The organism is Sphingomonas sp. Leaf5 (assembly GCF_001421155.1).
Taxonomy (GTDB): domain Bacteria; phylum Pseudomonadota; class Alphaproteobacteria; order Sphingomonadales; family Sphingomonadaceae; genus Sphingomonas.
The window spans coordinates 95,123-120,387 of record NZ_LMJZ01000005.1 but is presented as its reverse complement, the minus strand read 5'-3'; the positions used below and the strand labels follow the sequence as shown (position 1 = coordinate 120,387).

Sequence of the window (25,265 nt, the reverse complement as noted above, 5' to 3'; positions counted from 1 at the left end):
AGCGGGGGTCCAGTTCCGGACATTCGTATCGCGATCGTCGCACGCGCACCGATCCAGTCGAACCGGCCCTGGCCGTCCCTTTCGGGCGACCCGCGATGCGCCGCGACCGGCCGGAGCGGGCGTAGAGGGGGAATATCAAGTGAAGTCTTCGGCTATCCGGTTGCCGCGTCGGCGATTTTTGAAGCTCAAGGGTAACATGGTCGAGCTGGCGGTCGGCCTGCTCGTTGCCGTTATGATCGAAACCCAGTCTGCGCATGCCGAGACGCTCCCGGCCGATACCGGTGCCGGCGATGCCGGTCCCGTGCCTACCGACGCGCTGCCCGAGGCGATCGCCGCGATCGATCCGGAAGCGATCCGCACCCTGTCGATCGACGAACTCAAGCAACTGCTCGATGCCAAGGCACTGGCCTCGCTCGGTCTCGACAGCGATTTCATCCAGCTTCTGGACGTTGATGCCTCGGCGGCGATCCGTCGCCTCGAAACGGCGTTCCGCGAAAAGATCAAGGTCGCGGCCAAGGGCGAGGCGAAGATCGCCGCATCCGGCGACGCGCATGGCGATGTCGCCCATGCCGAGCGCGCCAGCGCCGATACGCATCATGACTCGGCACTCGACGGCGGGTTTTCGCCGCTGTGGCTGCTGGCCGGGCTGGCGGTGGTCGGCGGCGGTGTCGCGCTGGCCGGCGGTGGCGGCGGCGACAAGGACGGTCCCGCGGCCAACGTCGTGCCGAGCGCGAGCGCCGACAGCTTCACCACGGCCGAGGACACCGCCGTCACCCTCGACGTGCGGACCAACGACAGCGACCGCGATGGCGGCACGCTGAGCGTCACGCAGATCAACGGCACCGCGATCACCACGACCGCTCCGGTCACGATCACCGGCGGCGTCGTCAGCCTGAATGCCGATGGCCGGTTGACCTTCACGCCCGCCGCCAATTTCAATGGCAGCCCGAGCTTCACCTACACCGTGTCCGACGGACAGGGCGGCACGGCGACGGCGACCGTCACCGGCACCGTCACGGCGGTCAACGACGCGCCGGTCGCGACCAACGACAGCTTCACCACCACCGAGGACACCGCCGTCACCGTCGCGGTGCGCGCCAATGACCGCGACGTTGATAGCGATACGCTGAGCGTCACGCAGATCAACGGCACCGCGATCACCGCGACCGCGCCGGTCACGGTCACCGGCGGCGTCGTCAGCCTGAATGCCGGCGGCGATCTGGTCTTCACCCCGACCGCTAATTTCAACGGCAGCCCGACCTTCACCTATACCGTATCGGACGGGAAGGGCGGCACGGCCACTGCAACGGTCAACGGCACCGTCACCCCGGTGAACGACGCCCCGGTCAACGCGCTGCCCGCCAGCGTCGCACCGGTGGCGCAGGGCAGCGCCGTCGCGATCAACGGCCTGTCGATTGCCGATGTCGATGGCGGCAACGCCAGCTTCACCACCACGCTGAGCGTCGCGCACGGTGTGCTGGTCGCCGGCACCGTCGACGGCGGCGCCACGATCAGCGGTGCCGGTACCGGCGCGCTGGTGCTGACCGGCACGCTGGCACAGGTCAACGCGACGCTCGCTACGATCGGCTATACCAGCGCTTCGGGCTATGTCGGCGCGGAAACGCTGACCATGGTCACCAGCGACGGTCAGGCGACCGACACCGACACGCTGAACCTGACCGTGGCGCAGGTCACGCAGGGCGTGGTCATCGACGGCTATGTGGCCGGCGCGCGCATCTTCTTCGACGCGAACGGCAACGGCGCGTATGACGATGGCGAAGTGGTCACCATTACCGATGCGCAGGGCCGCTTCACGTTGGTCGGCGAACCGGTCGGCACGATGATCGCACTGGGCGGCGTCAACACCGACACCGGCCTGCCCAACACCATTGCGCTGAAGGCCCCGGCGGGGTCGACGGCGGTGACGCCGCTGACCACGCTGGTCGCCGAACTGACCCAGACCGGCGTCGACGTGGCGGCCGCGCAGGCACAGGTCGCCCGCGCCTTCGGCCTGCCCGAAGGCATCGATCTCGGCAGTTTCGACTTCCTCGCGCCCACCGCCGATCCGGCGATCGGTTTCGCGATCCAGAAGGTCGCGACCCAGATCGCGACGGTGATGATCCAGGCGCAGGCGGCGGGCGTCAGCGCCACCGCGGTCAGCGCCCAGATCGCCCAGATGACGAAGACCGGCGCGGTCGATCTCGGCAATCCGACGCAGCTGGCGAACGTGTTGATCGCGGCCGGTGGCGATGCGGGCGTGGCGACCGCCACGGCGCAGAAGGCGGCAGCGATCAACCAGGCGGTGGCGAGTGCGACCTCGCCCGGCGCGCTGGTCGACACCGTCCGCGATCTCAACCAGCCCGATGCCAACCTGCCGCCGGTGACGCTGGCGGATACGGCCAAGTTCGGCCTGAACATGTCGGTGCAGATCGGCGTGCTGGCCAATGACAGCGATCCGAACGGTGGCCCGCTCAGCGTCGTTGCGGTCGAAGGCCGCGCGATCGCGATCGGCCAGTCGGTCGACGTGACGAACGGCACGGTGACGTTGGGTGAAAACGGCACGCTGACCTTCACCCCGGCGGACGATTTCTTCGGTAGCCAGAGCTTCAGCTACACCGTGGCGGACAGCGCCGGCGCAACCGCGATCGGCACCGCCACCGCCAGCCTCGACGTACCGCTGCTCACGGTATCGGCCGAGCAGCTCGACTTCGCGATCACCCGCGCCGCCGATCTGGCCGCGGCGGGCGTGGAGACGATCGTCGTCGACACCGCGACCATCGACGATGCGCAGGCGAACACGCTGGTCACCGCCGGCATCGATTTCGCCGAAGCGGGCGATGTGACGCTGCAGGTCGAGGGGACCCACCTCAACACCACGCTGAAGTCGCTGCAGACGCTGCATATCGATGCGATCGCGGTCGGTGCGGGCATCACCGCGCTGTCGCTGGAGGCAGGCGGATCGCTGGACTCGCTCAGCGTCGGCAGCCTGCCGCAGTTCGACGTGGCGCAATCGGATGCCGCGCTCGACGTGACGCTGAACGTCGATCCGGGCACGCTGGGTGTCGGGGTCGACCTGACCCAGCTGGCCGCCGGACTGCGCGACAGCGGCATCGATCATCTGGGCGTGGCGGGCAACGGCGCGCTGGCACTCGACCTGGGTCAGGCGCAGGCGCTGGCGGGCGCAGGGCTCGACTTCGCGACCACCGCCGACATCACGCTCGACGTGGATGCGGCACAGCTCGCGGGGATCGCCAGCGATCCGGCGCTGCTGGCACAGCTCCATGTCGATCATCTCGACGTCGCCGGTGCCGCCACCATCACCGAGGCGCAGGCCGCCGGGCTGATCGGGGCGGGCGTCGACTTCGTCGAGAGCGACGATGTGACGCTGGCGGTCGAGGGCACGCACATGTCGACCACGCTGAAGGGGCTTCAGGGGCTGCATGTCGATGCGGTCGCGGTTGGCGCGGGCGTCACCGTCCTGTCGCTGGAGGCGGGCGGTTCGCTCGACGGCATCACGACCGGCGATCTGCCGTCGTTCGTCATCGACCAGGGCGACGCCGCGCTCGACGTAACGCTGACCGTCGATGCCGGGATGCTGGGTCGCGACTTCGACATGTTCCAGCTGGCACCGGCGCTGGCCGATGCGGGTATCGACCATATCGGCGTCGCCGGGTCGGGCACGCTGGGGCTGTCGCTCCAGCAGGCCTGGGGCGTGTCGGTCAACGGCATGGACTTCACCCCTGCCGCCGACGTGGTCGTGCATCTGGGCGCGACCGAACTGGCGGCGGTCACCGCCCCTGGCGAGGCGGCGCTGCTTGGCCAGATCAATGTCGACACGCTCGACGTGATCGAGGATCAGGCGGTCATTTCCGACGATCAGGCGGCCAATCTGGTGGCGGCGGGCCTGCACTTCGCGGACGGCGACGCCATCACCGTCGCGGCGGAGGGCACGCAGATGTCGACGACGCTGCGCGGGCTGCACGACCTGAAGGTCGATGTGGTGGCGGGGACCATCGGCGGAAAGCTGGTGATCGATGCCGGCGACCTGACCGGGATCAGCGCCGACGACCTGCCGCAGTTCGACGTGGCGCAATCCGATGACCTGCTCGACGTCACGCTGCGGGTCGATGCGAGCCAGCTGGGCGCGATCGTCGAACTGGCACAGGGGCTGGCCGATGCGGGAATCGACCATATCGTCACCAATCAGGATATCGCCCTGCTCGATCCCGATCAGCTGGCGGTGCTGGACCAGATCACCGACCTGTTCGGCATCGACTTCGCCTATGAACCCTTCGATCCGGTGGCACAGCGTTTCCTCGATCCGGCAGAGGCTCGCGCCGAAGCCGAACTGATCCAGGAGATGCGCAGCGGCTTCGAAGGGGCCGATGACGACGGCACCGGCGGGGTGTACCGCATCACCGACGGCGCACATCATGCGCTGGCGGAATCGGGCCTGCTACGTGCCTATACCGCCGATACGCTGGTCATCGACGGCACCGGTTCGTCGGACAAGCTGCTCGCGACCCTGAAGGACATTGGTGACATGGGTGTCGACGAGGTCCGCCTCGACGATGGCCAGAATGGGCCGGTCTATGTCGACCTCGGCCTCGACGGGCTGGACGGGGATAGCGGAATGGCCGAGATCCGCGCCTTGCTTCGCTCGCTGGGCGATGGGCAGAACGGACCCGATCCGATCTTCCAGGGCAGCGACAAGGTCGCGCTGGTGATGGACGCCGACGCGGCCCATGCGCTGGCGCAGGTCGAAGGTGGCGTGGAGCAACTCAAGGCGATCGGCATCACCGAAATCGACGTGCTGACCGATGCCGACGACATGACCCCGCCGGCGTTCGGCGATGTCGGGATCGAGGTGAAGCTGATCGGGCAGGATGACGAACTGTACCGCCAGCTGCATCACGACCGGTAAGAGGCCGTTTCGAAACTCGCGGAAGAGCGAGTTTCAAGGCGGTACCGGCCCGCTCCCCCTCTTTCCCTGTCGGGGAAGGAGGGCGGCGGGCAATGATCCGGGTTCCGTGACGGTCCGGCCTCTCATGGGGGCCGGGCCGTTCCTACAACGATCGCCTAACCCCATCTTAACCATTCGCGCCGCATAGCCGACCCGAACAACGGGCAGGGCGCAGGTGAATGGCCACGGACGGACAGGGCAGCAGCGGACCGCTCCGCGCAGCGGACAAGCCGGTGGCACGACTGCTCAAGGCATGCCGCCATTCCTTCTACCTCGTCTTCTTCTTCACCGCGATCACCGAATGCCTCGCGGTCGCGCCGATGCTGTACATGATGAGCGCCTATGACCGCGTCATCAGCACGCGCAGCGGCGTCACGCTCGTCTCGCTCACGCTGTTGATCGTCGGCGTCTATCTGTTCTGGTCGGCGCTCGAATGGATGCGTACCCGGCTGCTGATCCGCATTTCGCTGCGCACCGACTGGGATCTGGCGGCGGACGTGTTCGACGCCTCGTTCCGTCGCTCGGTCGGGCGGCGGAACGTGAATGTCCAGCAGCTGATGGGCGACGTCGTGTCGTTCCGCCAGTTCATGACCGGCGAACCTATCCTCGCGCTGATGAGCGCGCCGTTCGCGATCGTGTTCATCATCGTCGGTGCGCTGTTTCACCCATGGCTGGCGGCGTTCATCGCGGTCGCGGTGGTGCTGATGCTGGTGTCGGCATGGTTCACCCAGAAGATTTCCTCGCCGATCCTGAAGGCCGCGAACGACGAGAATACGGAATCGCAGGCGGTCGCCGCCGATGGCCTGGCGCAGGCCGATGCGACGCTGGCGCTGGGCATGCTGCCGGCGGTGCGTCGGCGGTGGCATGAAAAGCATCGGCAGTTCTTGCAGATGTCCGTCAACGCATCGGAGGCAAGCGGCATCGCCGGCGGCCTGTCCAAATTCCTGAACAAGGCGCTGCCCTCGCTCCAGATCGCGCTCGGCGCATGGCTGGCGATCAATGGCGAGATCACCGGCGGCATGGTGATCGCCGCGTCGATGCTGATCTCGCGCGCGGTCTCCCCGCTCCAGCGGCTGATGGGCAACTGGCCGCAGATCGTCCAGACCCGCGCCGCCTATGACCGGCTGAACATCCTCCTGACCGAGGAAGCCCGGAGCGTCGGACGCATGGCGCTGCCCGCGCCCACCGGCCGGCTCGACGTGATCGGCGCCGCCGCCGCCCCGCCGGGCGCGACCCGCCCGGTCGTCACCGACGTCAGCTTCACGATCCGCCCGGGCGAGGCGGTGGCGATCATCGGTCCGTCGGGATCGGGCAAGACCTCGCTCACCCGGCTGCTGGTCGGCGTGTGGAAGCCCGCCGCCGGATCGGTCCGGCTCGACGGCGTCGAGCTGAACGAATGGAACCATGACGAGGTGGGGCCGCATATCGGCTTCGTGCCGCAGGAAATCCGGTTCCCCGAAGGCACCGTCGCCGAGAATATCGCGCGTCTGGGCGAGGTCGACAGCGAAAAGGTCATCGCCGCCGCCCGCCTGGTCGACATGCACGACACCATCCTCGCCTTTCCCGACGGCTATGACACGTTTCTGGGCAAGACCGGGTTCCAGCTGTCGGGCGGGCAGCGCCAGCGCCTCGCCATCGCCCGCGCCTTTTATGGCGACCCGGCGTATGTCGTGATGGACGAACCGAACGCGAACCTCGACGAAGTGGGGGAGACCGCGCTGCTCAAGGCGATCACCGTCATGAAGGCGCGCGGCACCAGCTTCGCGATCACTACCCATCGCCCGCGCCTGATGAGCGTGGTCGATAACTTGCTGGTGCTGCGCCAGGGCCGGCAGGTCGGCTTCGGCCCGGCGGCCGAGATGATCGCGGCGGTGCGCACCGTGCGCACCGGCGCGGAAGACCCGAAGCCCGCCCCCAAGCCCGTCGTGGTCGCCCCGATCACGCCGCAGGCCGCCTGAAGGAAACGGACGACATGGCAACGGTAACCGACGCGGGGGGCTTTGCCGCCCGGTTGAAGCGGAGCTGGAATCCCTATGACCCCTCGCGGCTCGCCGAGCGCGGGCTGGAGCCGGTCGCGGTCGAGGAATCGACCGTCCGCCGCCGGGGAACATGGCTGATCGTGACGGCAGTCGGCGCGTTCTTCGTCTGGTCGATCACCGCGCCGATCGATGCCGGGTCGAACATGGTCGGGACGGTGACGGTCGCGGGCTATCGCAAGGCGGTGCAGCATCCGACCGGCGGCGTCGTGCAGAAGGTGCTGGTCAGCGAAGGCGACAAGGTGCGCCAGGGGCAGGTGCTGTTGCGCATCAACCCGCTGGAGACGGAGGCGACGCTCACCAACCTGCGCCAGGAATATATCAACACGCTGGTCAGCGTCAGCCGCGCCAAGGCCGAGCTGCTGGGCCGCGGCATCGTCTGGGACCCCGAACTGGCGGCGCTGGAGCGCGAGAGCCCGAACGAGGTCGCCGAGGCCAAGATGCTGCAACAGCGCTTCTTCACCACCCGCCGCCAGCAATATGCCGAACAGGCACGCGGCCTGAGCGCGCAGATCGCCGGCCTGTCGGGCGCGGTCGCATCGCACCGGGTGCAGCTGGGCACGCTGTCGGAAGAGCTGCACAGCGTCGAGACGCTGGCCAAGGACGGTTTCGTGCCCAAGGCGCAGTATAACACCACCCTGCGCAACAAGGTCGATCAGGAAGCGGCGCTGCAGACCGCGCAGGCCGATGTCGGCAAGATCCGCGCGCAGATGGCCGAGACCCAGTCGCAGTTCCAGAGCGAGGTCGCCAAGGAGCTGACCGAGTTCCAGAAGAACCGCGAGGCACTGGCCACCAAGCTGTCGGCGGCGCGCTTCAACCAGTCGCTGAGCGAGATCCGCGCGCCCGTCGCCGGCACGATCGTCAACCTGAAGGTCTTTACCGAAGGCGGCGTCATCAACGGCGGCGAGGTACTGATGGAAGTCGTGCCGTCGGACGGCGCGCTGATCGTCGAGACCAAGGTGCCGCCCGCCTCGATCGACAAGGTCCATGTCGGCATGCCCGCCGATGTCCGCTTCACCTCGTTCAACGCCACCATCACCCCCGTCGTCCACGGTACGGTGAAGTCGGTCGGCATCGACAAGCTGAAGGCCAAGCCCGGCGAGGAAGTGCGCGAGAACGAGGATTACTATCTCGCCCAGGTCGAGATCGGGCCGGACGCGCTGAAGGAGCTGGGCGACAACCAGCTGCGCCCCGGCATGCCCGCCGACGTGATCGCCAAGCGTGGCGAGCGCACCTTCATGTCGTGGCTGCTCAAGCCGCTGGCCGACAAGTTCGCGCGCGCTTTCAAGGACTGATTTCCATGTCATCGCATCGCCTGCCGGCGACCGCCCTCGCAGCGGCCCTCGCATTAACCATGAATCCGGCCGGAGCCGCCCCCCGTGCCCAGACCGGCGGGGTCAGCGTGCCGCCGGTGCCGATGAGCAGCGCCGCCGGACAGGGCAGCACCGCGACGTCGGGCGGCACCGTGCCGCCGCCGGTGACGATCGATCGGGTCCCCTCCAGCCCTGCGCTGCCGCAACCGGCACTGGGCGGGCGCGTCACCAGCTTTCCGCTGCCCCCCGCCACGTCGTTTTCGCCTGACGTGCCCGCCGTGCCGCAGCGTCCGGTATCGGGGCCGCAGGCACCGCTCGGCAACACGCCGGAGGCGGTCGGACCGGTCGATCCGCAGGTACAGGGGCCGCCGGCCCCCGGCGAACGGCGGGTGCGGGTGCCCGGCGAGATCGACCTCGTCTCCGCCTACACGCTCGGCCGCGAGAACGATCCAACCTTTCAGGCGGCGATCGCCGAGCGCGACGTGAACCGCGAAACGGCGGGCCAGACCATCACCGCCTATCTCCCGCAGGCCAGCTACACCTATAACAACATCCCGACCGAAGGCGGCGCGCGGCACGTCGCGACGGTGACGCAGCCGATCGTCAGCATGTCGGGCCTCGCCACGCTGAAGCAGCGCCGCCCGCGCCGCGCCTATGCCGACGCCACGCTGGAGGTGCGCGCACAGGATCTGGCGACGCGCACGATGACCGCCGTCGCCGACATCATCAAGGCGACCGAGGCGATCGCGCTCAACGATGCGCGCATCGCCGCGTTCAGCTCCCAGTCGCAGCGGGCGAGCCGGCTGTACAAGGCGGGTCAGGGCACCGTCACCGATGCCCGCGACATCGAGGTGCGCTACGAACAGGCGCTGGCCAACCGCATCCTGTTGAAAAGCGATCTGATCGCGGCGTCGACGCGGTTGCGTTCGATCACCGGACAACCGGTGCCGCCCGGCGCGTTCCGCCTGCCCGAACGCTTTGGTCCGGTCGTGCTCAACCCGGTCGATGCCTATCTCGGCACGCAGGAATCCGCCAATCCGCAGATCGAGGCGGCGCGCCAGACCGAACGGATCAACCAGCTCGAAGCGCGCCGGGTGCGCGGATCGATCTTTCCGGTGCTGGGCGCCAGCGCGACCTATACCCGGCGCAACGGACTGGCCGACAGCTATGTCGGCCTGTCGCTGTCGGCACCGCTCAACGCCGCATCGATCTTTCAGGTGGGGGCGGCCAATGCGACGGTCCGTCGCTCCTACGAGGAACGGCGGCAGGTCGAGGAACGCGCCCGCACCGAACTCGAACGGCTCCACGCGCTGGTCGATGGCGGGCGGCAGGCGCTGACGATCAATGCCAAGGCGATCCAGGCCGCCGAACTGTCGGTCGAAGCGAACAGCCGCAGCTATGAAGGCGGCGTGCGCACCAATGTCGATGTCGTCAACGCGATCCAGACGGTGTTCGAGGTGAAGAACGCCTATGTTCAGGCGGCGACGACGCTCTCGATCAATTATCTGAACCTCCAGCTGCTGGCCGGCGTCGCCCCCGAGGATGCGATGGCGACGACCCAAGCCTTTCTGCTGGGGAACTGACCATTGCCGGCGGTCGCGGTCGCGGGCAGGACGGGGGCGATGGACCCGATCGACACGTTGCTGACCGATGCGCAGGCACGCCGCGATGCGGGCGACTGGCCGGCGGCGGCGGCGCTGTTCGCACGCGCCGCCGAGGCGCGTCCGGCCCAAGCCGCGATCTGGCAGAATCTCGCGCTGGCGCGGTATGCCGCAGGCGAACGACGCAGGGCGACCGAGGCCGCCGCGCGCGCGGTCGCGATCCAGCCCGCCTTGTGGCAGGCGCGGGCCCTGCTCGCCCGCGTCGCGCGCGACGGCGGACAACCGGTCGAGGCCGAACGGCAGTGGCAGGCGGTGCTGGCGCACGATCCGGCGAGCGCCCCGGCGCTGATGGGGCTGGCCGACCTGCACCTCAACGTCTTCGGCGATGCCGCGCAGGCGGCGGCGCTGGCCGGTCGGGTCGCGCAGGACCCCGACTGGGCGAGCGATGCCGAACTGACGCGGTTGATGGCGGCGCTCTATACCGGCGCACTCGCGCCGGTGGCGTTGAGCGAAGGACTGCGGACCTTCGCGCGCACCCATCTGCAACGCCCGGCGGCTCCCGTCCGGGTGTTGCGCAGCGGGCGGCGGCGGGTCGGGCTGATCTCGCCGTTGCTGTCCGCCTCACCGGTCTATTTCCTGACCTTTTCGACCTGGGCCGCGCTGGCCGCGACGCATGATCTAGTGATCTTTCAACGGGGGACGCGCGACGATGCCGCGACCGCGCAATTCCGTGCCCTTGCCGGCGAATGGCACGACGTCGCCCATCTGCCGCCCGAGGCGCTGACCGACCGTCTGGTCGCCGCCGAGCTGGACGTGGTGTTCGACTTAAGCGGGTGGAGCGACGTCGGCGCGCTGTCGGCGCTGTCGGCGCGGCCGGCGGCGCGGGCCTTCACCTGGATCGGCGGCCAGTCGGCCACCACCGGGCTGGATGCGTTCGACGGGTGGATCGGCGACAAATGGCAATCGCCCGCGACGTCGCGCGCGCTCTATGCCGAACCGCTGGTCGAGATCGATCGCGGCTATTGCGACTATACCCCGCCCGCCGCGATCGCGCGGCTGCGCGACCTGCCCAAACAGGGCGTCGCGCTGGTCGGCAATCCGGTGAAGGTGACCGACGCGCTGCGCGCGCTCTGGCCCGAAGATGTGCGGGAGGTGACGCTGATCGACCGCCGCTATGCTTATGGTGCCACGCTGGAGCGGGTGCGCCGCGTTCTGGAGCCGATCGGGGTATCGATCGCGGCGGTCGTCACGCCCGATGGCCATGACGCCTATCTGGCGGCGGTCGCGCGGCACCGGGCGATCGTCAACACTGCCCCCTATGCCGCCGGACTGACCGCCGTGGAGGCCTATCATCTGGGCGTGCGCGTGATCGGGCCGCCATCGGGCGGGCCGTTGTTCGCGCAGCGCCATGTGCTGTCCCATGCGCGCACCCGGGGCCGCAATCCGACGCTCGCGCGTCAGATCGCGGCGCTGATCGCGCAACCCGCCTCGTCCCTCTCGCTCGGCGCATCCGGATGACCCCGCTTCAACGCAAGTTCCACCGCCTGATCCGCGCCACGCGCACCTTCGACGCCGCCTTCTACGCCCGGAACAATCCCGATCTGGCCGGCGAAGAGGATTTGCTGGCGCAGTACATCGTGCGGGGCGAGGCGGAGAACCGCGCGCCGTCGCCTTATTTCGATCCCCTCTGGTATCGCGGGCAGCTGCGCCGCGTGCCCGATGGGCATTGCCTGCTGGCGCATTACCTGACGGTCGGCGACGGCGATGGCTATCAGCCAATGATCGGCCTTGACCCCGCTTTCGTCCGGGCGCGGGCCGGTCGCCGCGACGAACCCGCGCTGGTCGGCTATGTGCGCGCGGTCGAGGCCGGGCGTCCGGTCGATCCCAACCGTTTTTTCGCGGCGGCATGGTATGGCGAACAGAATCCGGATGTGGTCGCGGCCGGGATCGATCCCTATTGGCACTGGGTCCATGTCGGTGCCGATGAAGGGCGGCTGCCCTCGCCCGATTTCAACTGGTTCGCGCTGCGCGAACGCTATCATCTGTCGGGCAGCAATGCGGAGGCGTTTCGCGCGCTGATGGCACGCTGGCGGCTGCTGGGCGGCGGCGGCGACGATTCCGGCACCGACCGCACCTCGGCGGCCGAGCGGATGCAGGAGGAGGTGCGCGCCAATCACCGGCCCTCGCCGCTCTACGAACATCACGCCGCGCCCCCGGTCGCGGACACGCGGCGGGCGTGCGACGTCTATGCCTTCTACCTGACCCAATATCACCGCGTCGCCGAAAACGATGCGTGGTGGGGGGAGGGGTTCACCGAATGGCACAATGTCGTGCGCGGCACGCCGCGCTTTTCGGGCCATTATCAGCCGCGTGTCCCCTCGGCGCTGGGGTTCTACGATCTGGAGGACCCGCGCATCATGCCGCGGCAGGTGGCGCTGGCGCGGCAGGCCGGGCTCGCCGGGTTCGCCTTTTATTACTATCATTTCGGCGACCAGCGACTGCTCGAGCGACCGCTCGATCGCTTCGTTGCCGATCCGTCGCTCGATGCCGGTTTCTTCCTGATCTGGGCGAACGAGACCTGGTCGCGCCGCTGGGACGGGTCGGAGGCGGAGATCCTGCTCGAACAGCGTTACCCGGATACGCTGCCAGGCGAAGTCGCCGCCGATCTGGTGCGCTATGCCGCCGATCCGCGCTATCGCCGGATCGGGGGGCGGCCGCTGTTCGTGATCTACCGCGTCGGGCATCTGCCCGATCCGATGGGCTGGATCGCGCGGTTCCGTGACGCCTGCCGGTCGCTCGGCGAAGATCCGGTGATCTGGATGGCGCAGACCTTCGAGGATCTCGACCCGCGCGTTTACGACCTCGACGGGGCGATGGAGTTTCCGCCGCACAAGCATAGCCGCGAACTGCCGCTGGCGATGCCGCAGCGCCCGTTCGGCAGCAATCCGGCGCTGAAGGTGTGGGATTACGACCGCTTCGTCGCGGCGGCGCTGGCCGATCTGGCCGAACCGACCCCCTATCCGCTGGTGCGTGCCTGTTTTCCGTCATGGGACAATGACAGCCGTCGACAGGGTGCGTCCTCGGTCATCCACGGATCGACGCCCGCTCTGTTCCGCCAGTGGCTCGAACCGCTGGTCGCGGCGGCGGAGGCGGACAGCGACGATCCGATCGTCTGCATCAACGCATGGAACGAATGGGGCGAGGGTGCCTATCTCGAACCCGATCGCCATTTCGGCTATGCCTATCTCAACACCGTACAGGCGGTGATGCACCCGCAGGAGGACGCCGGCGGGCTGAAGATCGTGCTGGTCGGGCATGATGCCTTTCCCGCCGGGGCGCAGCGGCTGTTGCTGCATCTCGGCCGTACGCTGACCGCCGATCTGGGGGCGAGCGTCCGCTTCGTCCTGCTGCGCGGCGATGCCGGCTATGACGGGCTGCTGTCCGACTATCAGGCGGTCGCGCCGACCATCGTTTGCAACGCGCACCGCCCGGTCGATCGGGTCGCGGCGGAACTGGTGCGCGACGGGTTCGGCGCGGCGATCGTCAATAGCGGTGCGTCGGCTCCGGCCCTCGTGCCGCTGGCCGATGCGGGGCTCAAGGTCCTGTCGCTGATCCACGAACTGCCCGCCATGGCCGACACGCTGGGCTTCGCGCCCGATCTGCGCGCGGCGGCGGGAGCGGTACGCGGCTTCGTCGCCTCCACCCGATCGGTCGCGCGGGTGATCGGGGATGCGGGCGTGCCCGCCGATGCGATCACCCTGTTGCCGCAGGGCAAGTATCGCCGGGTCGCGCGCGTCGATCGCGATGCCGCACGCCGCGCACTACTGGGGCCGGACGACGACCGTGCGGTCGTCGTCGCGCTGGGCTATGGTGATCGGCGCAAGGGGATCGACCTGTTCGTCGCCGCCGCCGAAGCCGCTTGCGCCGCGGATGATGCTATGCTGTTCGTGTGGCAGGGCGACTGGGACCCCGCCACGGCGCAGGCACTGGCCGACCGGGTCGAGCCGCTGGTCGCGGCGGGATGGCTGCTGCACCTGCCCGACCGTCCCGAGATCGAGACGTTGATGGCGGCGGCCGACCTGTTCCTGCTGTCGTCGCGCGAGGACCCGCTGCCCTCCGCAGCGATCGAGGCTTGGTCGTGCGGCCTGCCGGTGGTGGCGCTGGCCGATGCCGGCGGGATCAGCGACCTGATCGCCGGGGATGCCGATCTGGGCGTGCTGACCGATGGCGAGGACGTCGCATCGCTGGCAGCGGCGGTGCAGGCCGGGCTGGTGCTGGGCCGGTCGGAGGCGCGTGCGGCGTGGGCGGCGGAACGGTTCGACTGGCCGGGCTATGTCCGCGCCCTGTTGGGACTAGTACTCGCTCCCCCGGCCGTGGAGGTCGCGATCATCGGCCACAACCATGGCCGCTTCGTCGCCTCGCGCTGCGCCAGCATCGCGCAGCAGACGCTGCCGCCCGTGCGTGTCACCTATCACGACATCGCCTCTACCGACGGCAGCGCCGCCGCCGCGCGCCACGAAGCCGCGCGACTCGGCTTCGGCTTCCGCGCCGATCCGGCCAATGGTGGCCATCTGCCGACCAGTTGGCGACAGATCGTCGCCGGCAGCGATGCCGAATTCCTCCATCTGGCCGAAGGCGACGACTGGATCGCGCCCGACATGCTCGACCGCTGCGTCGCCGCGTTGCAGGATGCGCCCGACGCCGCCTATGCCTTTACCGCGGTCGAATGGATCGATGGCGACGATCAGGTGATCGCCGACCATTCGGGCTATCCGGCATCGGTGATCGGTACGGCCGTTCAGGACGGCGCGATCGATGCGGCGGTGCTGCGCGCGTCGGGGATGCGGATACGCAATCCGGTGCTGTCAGTCAGTTCGGTGGTCTGGCGGCGCGCGGTCCTTGTCGAGCTGCTGGAGCGTGAGCGTACGGCGCTGGAAACGCTGGACTTCGCGTTCGACTGGCTGCTGTACCTGCGCGCGGCGGCGGCGGGATATGGCGCGGTGTTCGTGCCCGAACCGCTGTGCCGCCACCGCCAGCACGCCGCGTCCTTCGCCGAACGCAGCGATGCCGGACGCCACCAGACGGAGATCGCCCGCGTCCATGCGCTTGACCCCGATCCCGACCGGGCGACGGAACGGGCGGCCTATCTGGCGTCGATCGTGCAGTAAGCGGGGTTAATCGGCCGATCCGCTTGCTACCGCCCCAGCAGCCGCGCCACCCAGCTCCGCCGGGGCGATGGCGCGGCCTCGGGCGCGGGTTGCGCAACCACCGGCGGCGCGACCGGTTCGGGGGGCGATGGTGCGTCGACCCGTACCCGGCCGCTGGCGACCGCCAGCGCGATCTCGTCAAGCGACAATTCGTCCAGTTCGGCCAGCGACGGCATTGCCGGGCGCTGACGTGGCGGAAGTTCGGTCACGACCGCGCTCGCCGATGGGGTCGGCGGGGCGGTCACCGGCGCGGGGGCTGGGTTAGCCACCGGGGTAATGGCTTGCCCCTCGATGGTCAGTGGGCTGCCGGGCATTGCCGAACCGTCGGGCAGGGCGATCGTCACCCGGTTCGCACCCGGCATCAGCCGGTCTTCGAGGAACAGGTGCCAGCCCCCGGCACCGCGCGACATGCCCTTGGCCGCCAAGTCGGCGCGCGTTCCTTCCGACAATATGGTCACCGGATCGCCATCGCCGACCGTGATCGTCACTTCGCACGCGTCGCCGGTGGCGGTCAGTGCCCAGCCCGACAACAGCCGGGCGTTGGCGCTGTCGATCGCGCCCAGATGGCGCGGCGCAGGCGCAGCGGCGGGGGCCGGCGTCCATGCCACCATGCGCGGGCTGCCCGACAGGGGCGTGCCGTCGGGCAGGGTGATATCGATACGATTTTCACCCGGCTCCAGCGCGTCGGCCAACTCGATCCGCCATCCGCCGGCGCCGCGCGACTGGCCCTTGGCGGCGAGATCGGGGCGCGGCAAGTCGGATGCGGCGGTGAAGCTGCGGCCGTTGACGGTGGCCGTGACCACGCATGGATCGCCCTGTCGCGTGATCGCCCAACCGCTCAGCCGTCCCTGCCGGTCGTCGTCGACCGCGCCCAGATAGCCGATCGTCGGCGTTGGTGACGGTTTGTCAATCAGTTCCATGGTTAACGTCCCTCGACCGGGCAGGTGGTCTGCATATCGCCGCACCCTACCGTCCGGAGGTCACGAGGTGGTTAACGATGCCGGAGGTTCGCGATCAGGGGATGCAGGGGGAGCCGCCGCGCATCTTTCAGATCCATTATGAGGATTGGCATCGCAGCGTGTGCGACCCGCGCTTCATCCCACTCGACAATCGCGGGCCGGCGACCGAATATCTCGAATTCGACCTGTTTGAACGGCTGTCGATCTCGCCGCATGTGCAGGGGGCGGCTTTATGGGGTGCCCTGTCGTGGCGCTTTACCGAAAAGACCGGGCTGGACGGGTCGGAGCTGTTCGACCTGATCGCCACCCATCCGGGTCACGACGTCTATTTCTGCAACCCGCATCCGCAGCATGAGGGTATCTACCATAATCTGTGGGTGCAGGGCGAAACCGCGCATCCCCGGTTCGTGGAGCTGTCGCGTGCCTTTCTGGTCGCGGCCGGGCTACCGGGGGAGGCGGTCGACACGATCGATCCGTCCAGCCAGTATTCCACCGCCAATTATTTCGTGGGCACGCCGGCCTTCTGGTCGGCCTATCTGCCGTTCGTGCGCGGCGCGATCCGGCGTGCCGACGCCAATCTGTCGGCGGCGGACAAGGCCGCGTTGCACAGCACCGCCGCCGACGACCGCATGGTGCACAAGGGCTGCACCTATATGCCGTTCATCGTCGAACGGCTGTTCCCGCTGTTCCTGCGCACCGTCGGCGCGCACCTATCCGGGTTCAAGCTGCCGCTGCCGATCCCCGAGGACGAATTGAACGTCCACCAGAAGCTGCTGCGCGAGATGAAGGACCATGCCTGTCGCGACCGGTCGTCATGGCTGGCGGCATGCTGGGTCAATTATCGCAGCCTCTATCTCCAGCAGCAGCACGGCCGGCAATGGGCGCAACGCTATCTGCGGCAGGTGACGCCGGGCGAGATCCGTTTTGCCTGACATGCCCGTTCCTGCGGCCGAGGTCGTGTTCGCCAGTGCCGAGGCGTTGCCGGCGCGGATCGGTCGAGACGACCGGCCGCTGGTGGTGATGCCGTATATCGACGTGGCGGCGGCGAAGCGGTCGGCGGTGCAGCTGGCCCGCCGCGCGGGTACGCCGGTCAGCGTGGCGTGTATCGCCGACGATCGGCGGCGCGGCTTCATCGCGGTCGCCAACGCGGCCTTTCGCCGCACGGATGCGCCGTACGTCGCCTATGTCGCGCAGGATGCGTTCGCCGGGCGCGGATGGCTAAGGCATGGGCTAAGCGCGCTGGAGGTTGGGCAGGGCGGGCTGCTGGCATTTCACGACGGCAAATGGGCGGGCGCGCTGGCGGCGTTCGGGATGGTCCGCGCCGATTGGGCGCGGGACAACTATGCCGGCGACCTGTTCCACCCCGGCTATCGCAGTCATTATGCCGATACCGAACTGACCGTGCTGGCGATGGCGGCCGGCGCGCTGCGCCAAGATCCGCAGGCGATGCTGGTCGAGGTCGACTGGGACAAGGAAGCCGGTGGCGTGTCGAGGGAGGACCGGGCGCTGTATGCGGCGCGGGCGGCGGCAGGGTTCGACGGACGGGTGGGAGATGCGCGGTTGAAAGGGCTGTTCGGGTAGCCTTCGGAGTCGTGTTGCGCGTGTTCAGTGACAATAGCTTGGATCAGGGTCGCCTTTGGTTATGAACGATGTGGTTTCAACAACGCGAGCAGTGATCGCCGATGCCGACGATGACGTGGTCCGATACCTTTGTGAACGCCATTCGATCGACCTCGACAGGAACATCATTTCATTGCTCCAATGGCACCATCAAATCATAGACAGGCGAGCCTGATATGTCTGGATCGGACACCTATTATTATCTGCTGGAGCGGCCCGAACAACGGCAGTTCGGCTTGCTGGGATATGATATCGAGCATGTTTCGGCCAGCTTCGATGCCGAAGTGTACGCGCGCGCGCGCGAAATATCATTTCAGAATGCGAGCGAAGCGTATCGTGACTGGGTTGCGGTCGGACGTCGCATTGGCCTGACGTACAACGCTGCCAGCAATACCACACTCAAGATCATCTTAAAAGTAAAGGACGAGCCCGAACTCATCGACAAGTGGGTCAATCATCACGCCGCCATCGTAGGATATGAGAATATCGTCATTCTGGATTGCGGATCGCAGGAACCGGAATATCTGGCGAAGATCGAACGATATGCTCGAAAAATGATCGTTCTGTCGTATCCGAACCATTATAATACGATCCATAACCCCCAAGCGAATGTCGATCTATACAATCTGATCTGCGCAAATGCTCGCTATATGACTATTCTCGATGCGGATGAATTCCTATTCGCTTCTCACGAAGGAAAATTATCGCCGAGCGCAGTAATTCCTTTGCTGGAGCGTTCGGACGAATCTGCTTTTGCAGGCACATGGTTGAACGTGCAGACCATCATCCCGGAAGTAGATGGGGTACTGGATTGGTCCATCAAAGCGGAACTGGCTGTCGGTCCAAAAGATATCAAGCAGGGAACTGTTGCCGGAAAGTCTGTGATCGCAACATCTGTTGTTCGGGGTCTGTCCCACTTGGGCCATAATCTCCATGTACCGAAGGTAGCTGATATAATGACCGAATCGTCATTCGGCAGAATATTCATCCTCCACGCTCGTAATCTGGATATACGGATCGTTGAAAAGCGGGCGATCAAGCATTTGCGGACGAAGGGCGTCCTGCCCGATCAGATGACCGATCGGGGTGAGATCGGGGATTTTCTGGAACAGTACAGGCATGACACCGTGACGCTATCCTCCGACGCGAAAACGTACGTCACTGCGTTCCTGAACGGGTTTCGGCCGCCTGCAGCCCAGGCTATCGAGCAAACGAACCTGTTGGCGGGTGCCAGCAGGGAGCTTCTGCCACTACTGAACGCAAATCTCGGTAAGGTCGATTTTGCCGAGCTTCTGGCAGCTTGCACTTCAAAAGTATCGCAGGGAGCGAATCGATGATCAGGGGGGCCGTCGACGGTTTCACATACTCCAGCGGACGCTACTCCATTTCTGGCTGGGCGTTCGAAACGCGTGACGGAGAAAGATTTCCGGTCGACGATTTGCAAGTGCAGGGCATCGAGGCTGTCGAAATCGTCCGCCACGTTCGTGGTGATGTACATGAGACGATCGATTTCGGGTTTCGTATCTTCTTCATGGAAGAGGCCGATGCCCTGTCCGCAGCCTTTGGAAACGCCAAAGTCGTCGCGACCGGAGTCCTTGATACGCAGAGCCTGTCTGTCTGGGATAAGCTGGTCGCGCAGGTCGTCTCCGTGGTCATCAACAATCGATCCGCTGATTTCGACGCGAACCAGCGTGCCAAGCTGATAGGCGCGCTACTCGACCCGGTCCGCAAGGTCTCACATACGGTCGATCGCGAAGTGGTCGCGCTTCCTGTCGAAGTGGGAACGCTGGCGTTCGACCATTCAACTGTGATCGGAAGAGACGCCTATCTGTTTCTAAGCGGCGGGTCGAACAATCTGGGTCGTCTGTACCAAACGAACGATTGTTCCGATCTTGGTATGGCGTGGAGCGAGCTGATCGATCGCCGGGCGGAAACGTTGCAGTCCATGGGCTGCAAATATCTCCAGTGCATCGTCCCGGAGAAGCAGTCCGTCCTTGGGCGACTGCATCCCGAAAATATATCCGGCCCGACACCGATCCTGCAGCTGATAAATAAAACGCATGCGTGGAAATCGATGTATCTCGATGTCTATCGGTTGTTTGACGACCTGTATCGGGAGAAGGGTCTATCCCCATTCCGCAAGGTCGATACACACCTCAATTTCTTCGGTGTCGAAACGTTGGCCGACGCGATCCTGCGCTGGGTGAAACCTGGAGTGGATTCGATCGGGCGGCCGGTGCTCAAACCGCAGCTTTCGCCCGGCGACCTTGGGAATAAGTTCGCGGTCGGCGAAATCGTGGAAACGCTTGAATACCCGGTCCTCGAATCATGGGAGTTTGCGCGGCGCGATGTTTCCCTGATCAGCGAGCATAGCCCAGAGGAGGGTCACACCGGCAGCATTCGGCACTGGACCAATGCAGACAGTCTGCTGAACGAGAAAATCGTGATTTTCGGAAACTCGATTTTCGAACGGGGCGGGGGGCCGCTCACTCTTTCATGGTGGATGGCGCGCATCTTCCGCGAGACCATCTTTATCTGGTCGTCTTCCATCGATTTCGGCCTGGTCGAGAAGATTAAGCCCGATGTGGTGATCTGTCAGACCGTCGAGCGTTTCATCGGCACGGTGCCGGGTCGATAGGACACGCCGGAGCAGTGGGCCCGACGATCGCCAGGACTTGCGCCCCTCTTTGAACACGAAGCTTTCCTAGGGTTGGTGGAACGGTTTCCGACCCGATCGGAAACCGTCCTACCCTATGTATAATGCGGCCACCCGGTCGACGGTGTCGCTGATCTTTGGTGCGTCCCTCAGCGTCGCTTGCATCCCCGCAAGCAGCCCCCGGTCCGCCGCCAACCGGCGTAGCAGCGCGGCAAGGCTGGCACCGCTGCCGCTTTGGAAGTGAAAACCGTCCATGCCGTCGCGGACCTTTTCGGCCATGCCGCCGATGTCGGAACACAGGACGGGCCGGCGATTGGCCAGCGCTTCCTGAATCACCAGCGGGGAATTTTCCCACCAGATCGACGGCACCACCACCGCATGGACCGACTGCATCAGCGTGTCGACGCGGCCATTGTCGTACGGCCCCATATAGCGCAGGTTGCGCGGCGCGGTGAGCAGGCGTTCGCGCACCTCGCGCTGGAAATCGTCGGGCTGCGACGAATAATCGCCATGCACCTCGATCCGGATATCGGCGTCGTCGTCGCTATCGAGCTGGGCGGCGGCGTCGAGCAGGACGTTGAATCCCTTCAGCCGCGAAATCTGCCCGAAGAAACCGAAGGTGATGCCGCGATCGAGCGTCGGATATGGAAGTTGCCCGCGCCGCCCGGGATCGGGAATGCCGTTTTCGACGACGCTGATCCGGTCGCGCGGAATGCCCCATGCGATGTAGCGCTCGGCCAGAAAGGCGCTGGGCGCGACGAACTGGTCGACGAGGCGGAAGAAGCGCTTGATGAACAACTCGCGCAGGAAAAAGTCCTGCGGGCTGATCTCCGGGAAACAGCCATGGCATTCGCGCGGGCCGGATTTCTGGCACAGCGCGAAGCTGCCGCGTTTCACCATCTGGCCGAAATGGTTGCAGATGGCGAGATATTCGTGGAGCGTCACGACGATCCGCGCCTCGGGCAGCGCCCGGCGGACGGTCAGCAGCATCTCAAGCCCGAAATTGGTGTAATGGTGCAGATGCACCACGTCGGGCCGGATTTCGTGCAGCAGCGCGGTCAGTTCGGCCACCGTCTCGCCATCCGGGTTTGAATGGAGGAAATGGTCGAACCCGCGCATCGTATAGACGAAATTGTCGGCACCGAAGGGCTGGCCGAACACCACGCCGTCGCGCCGCTCGATCTTGCCCGGCGCGCACGACAGGAAGAAGGATCGATGTCCCGGACGGCGGCACAGTTCCTCGTGCAGCTGGAACGCGGCGATCTCCGCCCCGCCCTTCGACACGCGCGGGTCCATGTGCGACATCACCAGCACGCGCGTTTCCGACGCGGCTACCGCCGGCGGGGTTGCGACCGCCACGGCGGCGGATCTTGCGGAACGGCTCATGCCAGCACCATCAGTTCGTCTTCGACCGGAATATCGGCCAGCGCGCCATCCCAGCGTTCGGCAAAGGTGCAGGCGTTGACCAGCGTCAGATTCTGCCGCCATGCCTGCGCGGCGCTGCCTTGGCTCTGCCGTTCGAGGTGATAGAGACGGACCCCGTCATGCACCGCGCAGCGCAGGCCCCGGGCGCGTACCTTCATGCACAGATCCGCATCCTCGAAATCGCCGACCACATAATCGGTGTCGAACCCGCCCAGTTCCTCGGCCAGCGTCCGCCGCATCAGCATCAGCGCGCCGGTCACCAGCGGCACGTCGCGCACGGTGTCGCCGGTGGCCGGCAGCCGTCCCTTGCCGGGATGACAGGGGAAGGGCATGTTGCCGAAGCTCGCCAGTCGCTGCACCGCCATGCCGCCATGTTGCAGCGTGCCGTCCTCGAACAGCAATTGCGCGCCGAGGATGCCGATGCCCGGATCGGCCTCCATCGCCGCTACCAACCGGTCGAGCCAATCGCCGGTGATCGGCACCACGTCCGAATTGAGGAAGCAGACATAGTCGCCGACGCCGGCGGTCATGCCGGCATTGCTGGCACCCGCGAACCCCAGATTTTCCGGCGGCAGCACCAGGCGCGCGGGCAGGGCGAAGCGGCGATGGCAGGAGCGGGCGAGGTTCAGGAACTCGGTCTTCCGCTCGGGCTGGTCGAGGACATAGACCAGCTCGTCCTCCTCCAGTCCGGCCTCCGACAGTAACGCCATCTGGTACATCATGAAATCGAGCCGGCCATAGAGCGGGACGACCACCGAACAGCGCGGTCGTGGCGACAGGGTGCCGAGCGCCATCACCACGGGCGTACCGCTGGCGGCGATGCGCTCGCGGTTCATCCCAACGACGGGCGGGCCGAGGACCTTGCCGCACATATGGCGGACATTGTCGGCGGCGACCGTCATGCCCGACAGCAGGCGGACGATGCCGCCGCGACCGGCCCGCGCCGCGACCGGCAGCGGCTTGAACGCCACCGCACCATCGCTCAGCGTGATTTCGAGATAGAGTTGCGCCGGATCGTAACCGGGGATCGCCGCATAGGCCTGGAAACCGAAGCCGGCATGGTCGATATCGAACCGGCGGCCCAGCGTGTCGCGAATGTCGGGACGATCGACCGTCAGCCAGCGCTCGCCAAGGGGCTGGGAGGCGAGCACGCCCGAACGGACGCGGATCGTCGCGATCGATTGCGTCGGATCGACCCGCCAACCGATCAGCATCACCCCGTCGGTACCCCCACGGACGATCTCGTCGACTTCGAGGAAGATCGGACGGTTCAACGGGGCCAGCGTGTCGACGCCTTCGTACACCGGGCGCGATACCGCCTCGACGAGCGCGTTGTCAGCGGCATGCGGCAGGTCGCGCACGATCGCACGCACCATGCGCACCGCTTCGAGGTCGTTCAGCCGTTGTGCGGTGTCGGATATCTTGAGCGCCAGTCGCCGTTCGTCCCCGATCCGCAGCGGGATGCGGTCGCCCGCCGCGACCGCTTCGCCCGCCCCGCCGGGTACGAAGGCGAGGATGCCCTGCCCGATCGCAGCCACGTCGGCGCGCGGATAGGTGAGCAGCAGCACTTCCCGATCCGTCTCGCCTGCGCAGTCGAGCAGCGCCCGCGTCAGCGTCGTGCCGCCCGATGCGTCGTTGCGGATCCAGCCACCGAACAGCCAACCGTATAATCCGGCGGACCAGCCATGGAAATCGATGAAACCGTCCGGCACGCCGACGGGCTGGACCGGGGGGCGGGGGGCGGGAGGCGCGGTCACGTGCAGCATCGCGTCGGCCAAGGCATCACCCCGCGCGACCAGGGTCACCGGTATGTCGCTGCCGATGCGGTAATCGGCCGTCGCTGCGGCATCCAGTGCCACCCGAAAGCCGAGGAAGCGTCCCTCGCGCGCGGCGGAAAAGGGCAGGTCGGTACGGCACCCGTCGACGGTGACCGGCAACAACCGATCGCCGACGCGCAGCTTCAGCGTCTGTGCGGCACGGCTGCCATGCCACAGCGCCGGATCATATACCCAGCCCGACACCGTCTCGCAGCCGACCTGATCGAACGATGCCATGGGGCGAAAGGTGCGGGCATTCGCGGCGTGTCGGGTACTCGACCACAATTCCTGTTCGCCCGCCAGCAACCGCACGCGCGGCAGCGTGCCGATATGCGCAACATCGACACAGAAGGCACAGGCCTCGCCCGATACGCCTTCGGCTTTCAGGTCGCTGCGCGGGAACAGGCCGGCGACGGGGTAGCGTTCGGCATCAATCTCGACCGTCAGGCCGGTATCGACCGGCTGCCCTGCGGCATCGGTCGCCCATCCGGTGACGACGATGAAACCCTCGCCCGTCTCGATCGATTCCACCCGTCCGGCGCAGCGCGCGGTTGTGGGTAGAAAGGCCGGCACGGCGGCCGACGGCGTATGGTCCGACCGGATCGTGCTGAGCCTCGTCGGCTTGCTACGTGCCACGTGTATCTTGCCCCTCCGGCGGCGATGCGATGGCAGAAGCGGTAAACGGTGATGGTAAAGATTGCTTAAAGATGTCGCGGATTATGCGTCCAGTGCCTCGCGAAAGCGCGGTTCGATCGCGAGGCGCGGCCGGCCATAGCGCGCCAGCGGCACCGACCATGGATGCGCCGGGGTCGCACCCGGCGTGGCGTCCGCCACGAACGCCCGTAACGCTTGCGCGACCGGCCCGTCGGCCTGCGCGACCCCGGCCCCGGGATCGAACGGCAGCCCGCCGAAATGGCTGACGACGCCGCGCATCCAGTCGTCGTCGTTGCGCTGGTGCCTACCCGCGGCTTCGCTGACCCATGGCATTGCCCGGGTGGTGGCGAGCCGCCGCAGCGCCTGATCGAGATCGGCGTGACGGAGATGGAACAGGTACAGATCGTCGAAGCGCGGGGCTGCATCGTGCGAATGCCAGCCCGGTGCCCAACTGACCCCGCGCCCGACCATGTTGCTCTTGCACATCGATGAGGAAAAGATCGCGCTGCCGCGCTGTCCACCGACCCCGCGTGTGGAATCCAGTGGCGGTTCGCCCGTGCCATGAACGATCTCCAGCCCGATCGAGGTGATCGCGTCGGCATTCATCCGCTCTGCATAGTCGCTGAGGTCGCGGTAGCGCGCCGGATCGGCGAGCAGCAGTTCGTCGGCATCGACATAAGCCACACGGCGATAATAGCGCAGCAACCCGCGGGTCAGATCGGCGACCAGCGCCAGTCGCTGATCATTGTCCTGCGGCGAACGCGGCAGTGCGATCCGGCTTGCGCCACCGAGCGTTTCGGTAGAGCCGTCGTCCGACCCGTGATCGATGACGTAACAATGCGCCAGCCCGACCTGACGCGCATAATGTCGCAGCCAGATCGGCAGTTTTTCCGCCTCATTATAGACCATGGTGATGATGGCGAGTGGCGGCACGAACGATTTTCCGGGAAGATGGGGGAGGGTCGTCCTAGTCGGTCTGCCTCCCTTTGTCACCGCCGGCCCCGATCCGGCGGC

General features: G+C 66.7%; 14 protein-coding genes. 10 read left to right on the top strand and 4 right to left on the bottom strand.

Annotated features, from left to right (window positions below; translation table 11 throughout):
* Positions 1 to 139: 139 nt before the first annotated feature.
* From ASE50_RS06005 to ASE50_RS05980, 6 genes are all read left to right on the top strand, one after another.
* On the top strand, positions 140 to 4,924 hold the full coding sequence (locus ASE50_RS06005; protein WP_235512214.1) for a cadherin-like domain-containing protein: 4,785 nt from the start codon (positions 140 to 142) through the stop codon (positions 4,922 to 4,924).
* A gap of 218 nt (positions 4,925 to 5,142) precedes the next feature.
* On the top strand, positions 5,143 to 6,921 hold the full coding sequence (locus tag ASE50_RS06000) for a type I secretion system permease/ATPase (RefSeq protein WP_056397094.1): 1,779 nt from the start codon (positions 5,143 to 5,145) through the stop codon (positions 6,919 to 6,921).
* Positions 6,922 to 6,935: 14 nt separating this feature from the next.
* On the top strand, positions 6,936 to 8,294 hold the full coding sequence (locus ASE50_RS05995; RefSeq protein WP_056397091.1) for an HlyD family type I secretion periplasmic adaptor subunit: 1,359 nt from the start codon (positions 6,936 to 6,938) through the stop codon (positions 8,292 to 8,294).
* A 59-nt stretch (positions 8,295 to 8,353) separates the two neighbouring features.
* The gene (locus ASE50_RS05990) at positions 8,354 to 9,895 is read left to right on the top strand and encodes a TolC family protein (protein WP_056397088.1); all 1,542 of its coding nucleotides are present in this window, start codon (positions 8,354 to 8,356) and stop codon (positions 9,893 to 9,895) included.
* A gap of 39 nt (positions 9,896 to 9,934) precedes the next feature.
* Positions 9,935 to 11,431 (top strand): hypothetical protein, encoded by a 1,497-nt coding sequence (locus ASE50_RS05985; RefSeq protein ID WP_056397085.1) that lies wholly within the window; start codon positions 9,935 to 9,937, stop codon positions 11,429 to 11,431.
* Complete coding sequence (locus ASE50_RS05980) at positions 11,428 to 15,081, top strand: glycoside hydrolase family 99-like domain-containing protein (protein WP_056397082.1); 3,654 nt, start codon at positions 11,428 to 11,430, stop codon at positions 15,079 to 15,081. Before ASE50_RS05985 ends, ASE50_RS05980 begins: the two co-directional genes overlap by 4 nt.
* A 26-nt stretch (positions 15,082 to 15,107) precedes the next feature.
* On the opposite strand, the gene ASE50_RS05975 is transcribed toward ASE50_RS05980, so the two are convergent.
* Positions 15,108 to 16,040, bottom strand: coding sequence for a hypothetical protein (locus ASE50_RS05975; RefSeq protein WP_056397079.1), 933 nt, complete (start codon positions 16,038 to 16,040; stop codon positions 15,108 to 15,110).
* Positions 16,041 to 16,117: 77 nt separating this feature from the next.
* Between ASE50_RS05975 and ASE50_RS05970 the strand changes: the two genes are divergently transcribed.
* The 4 genes from ASE50_RS05970 (at position 16,118) to ASE50_RS05955 (ending at position 20,337) form a co-directional block, all read left to right on the top strand.
* Complete coding sequence (locus tag ASE50_RS05970; protein ID WP_156347329.1) at positions 16,118 to 17,011, top strand: hypothetical protein; 894 nt, start codon at positions 16,118 to 16,120, stop codon at positions 17,009 to 17,011.
* 1 nt (position 17,012) lies between these two features.
* Entirely contained in the window at positions 17,013 to 17,660 is a 648-nt protein-coding gene (locus ASE50_RS05965; protein ID WP_056397071.1) for a hypothetical protein, read from the top strand.
* 215 nt (positions 17,661 to 17,875) lie between these two features.
* Positions 17,876 to 19,036 carry a glycosyltransferase family 2 protein gene (locus ASE50_RS05960; protein WP_056397068.1) on the top strand — a complete coding sequence of 387 codons (1,161 nt, stop codon included), beginning with the start codon at positions 17,876 to 17,878 and terminating at the stop codon, positions 19,034 to 19,036.
* Complete coding sequence (locus ASE50_RS05955) at positions 19,033 to 20,337, top strand: hypothetical protein (protein ID WP_156347328.1); 1,305 nt, start codon at positions 19,033 to 19,035, stop codon at positions 20,335 to 20,337. The genes ASE50_RS05960 and ASE50_RS05955 overlap by 4 nt, the downstream gene beginning before the upstream one ends.
* 108 nt (positions 20,338 to 20,445) lie before the next feature.
* Here the strand turns inward: ASE50_RS05955 and ASE50_RS05950 are convergent, their stop codons facing one another.
* The 3 genes from ASE50_RS05950 to ASE50_RS05940 all read right to left on the bottom strand — a co-directional run bounded on the left by ASE50_RS05950 (position 20,446) and on the right by ASE50_RS05940 (position 25,184).
* On the bottom strand, positions 20,446 to 21,741 hold the full coding sequence (locus tag ASE50_RS05950) for a glycosyltransferase family 4 protein (protein ID WP_162236165.1): 1,296 nt from the start codon (positions 21,739 to 21,741) through the stop codon (positions 20,446 to 20,448).
* Complete coding sequence (locus ASE50_RS05945; RefSeq protein ID WP_156347327.1) at positions 21,738 to 24,233, bottom strand: glycosyltransferase; 2,496 nt, start codon at positions 24,231 to 24,233, stop codon at positions 21,738 to 21,740. Before ASE50_RS05945 ends, ASE50_RS05950 begins: the two co-directional genes overlap by 4 nt.
* Before the next feature lie 81 nt (positions 24,234 to 24,314).
* Complete coding sequence (locus ASE50_RS05940; RefSeq protein ID WP_056397056.1) at positions 24,315 to 25,184, bottom strand: glycosyltransferase family 2 protein; 870 nt, start codon at positions 25,182 to 25,184, stop codon at positions 24,315 to 24,317.
* Positions 25,185 to 25,265: the final 81 nt, after the last annotated feature.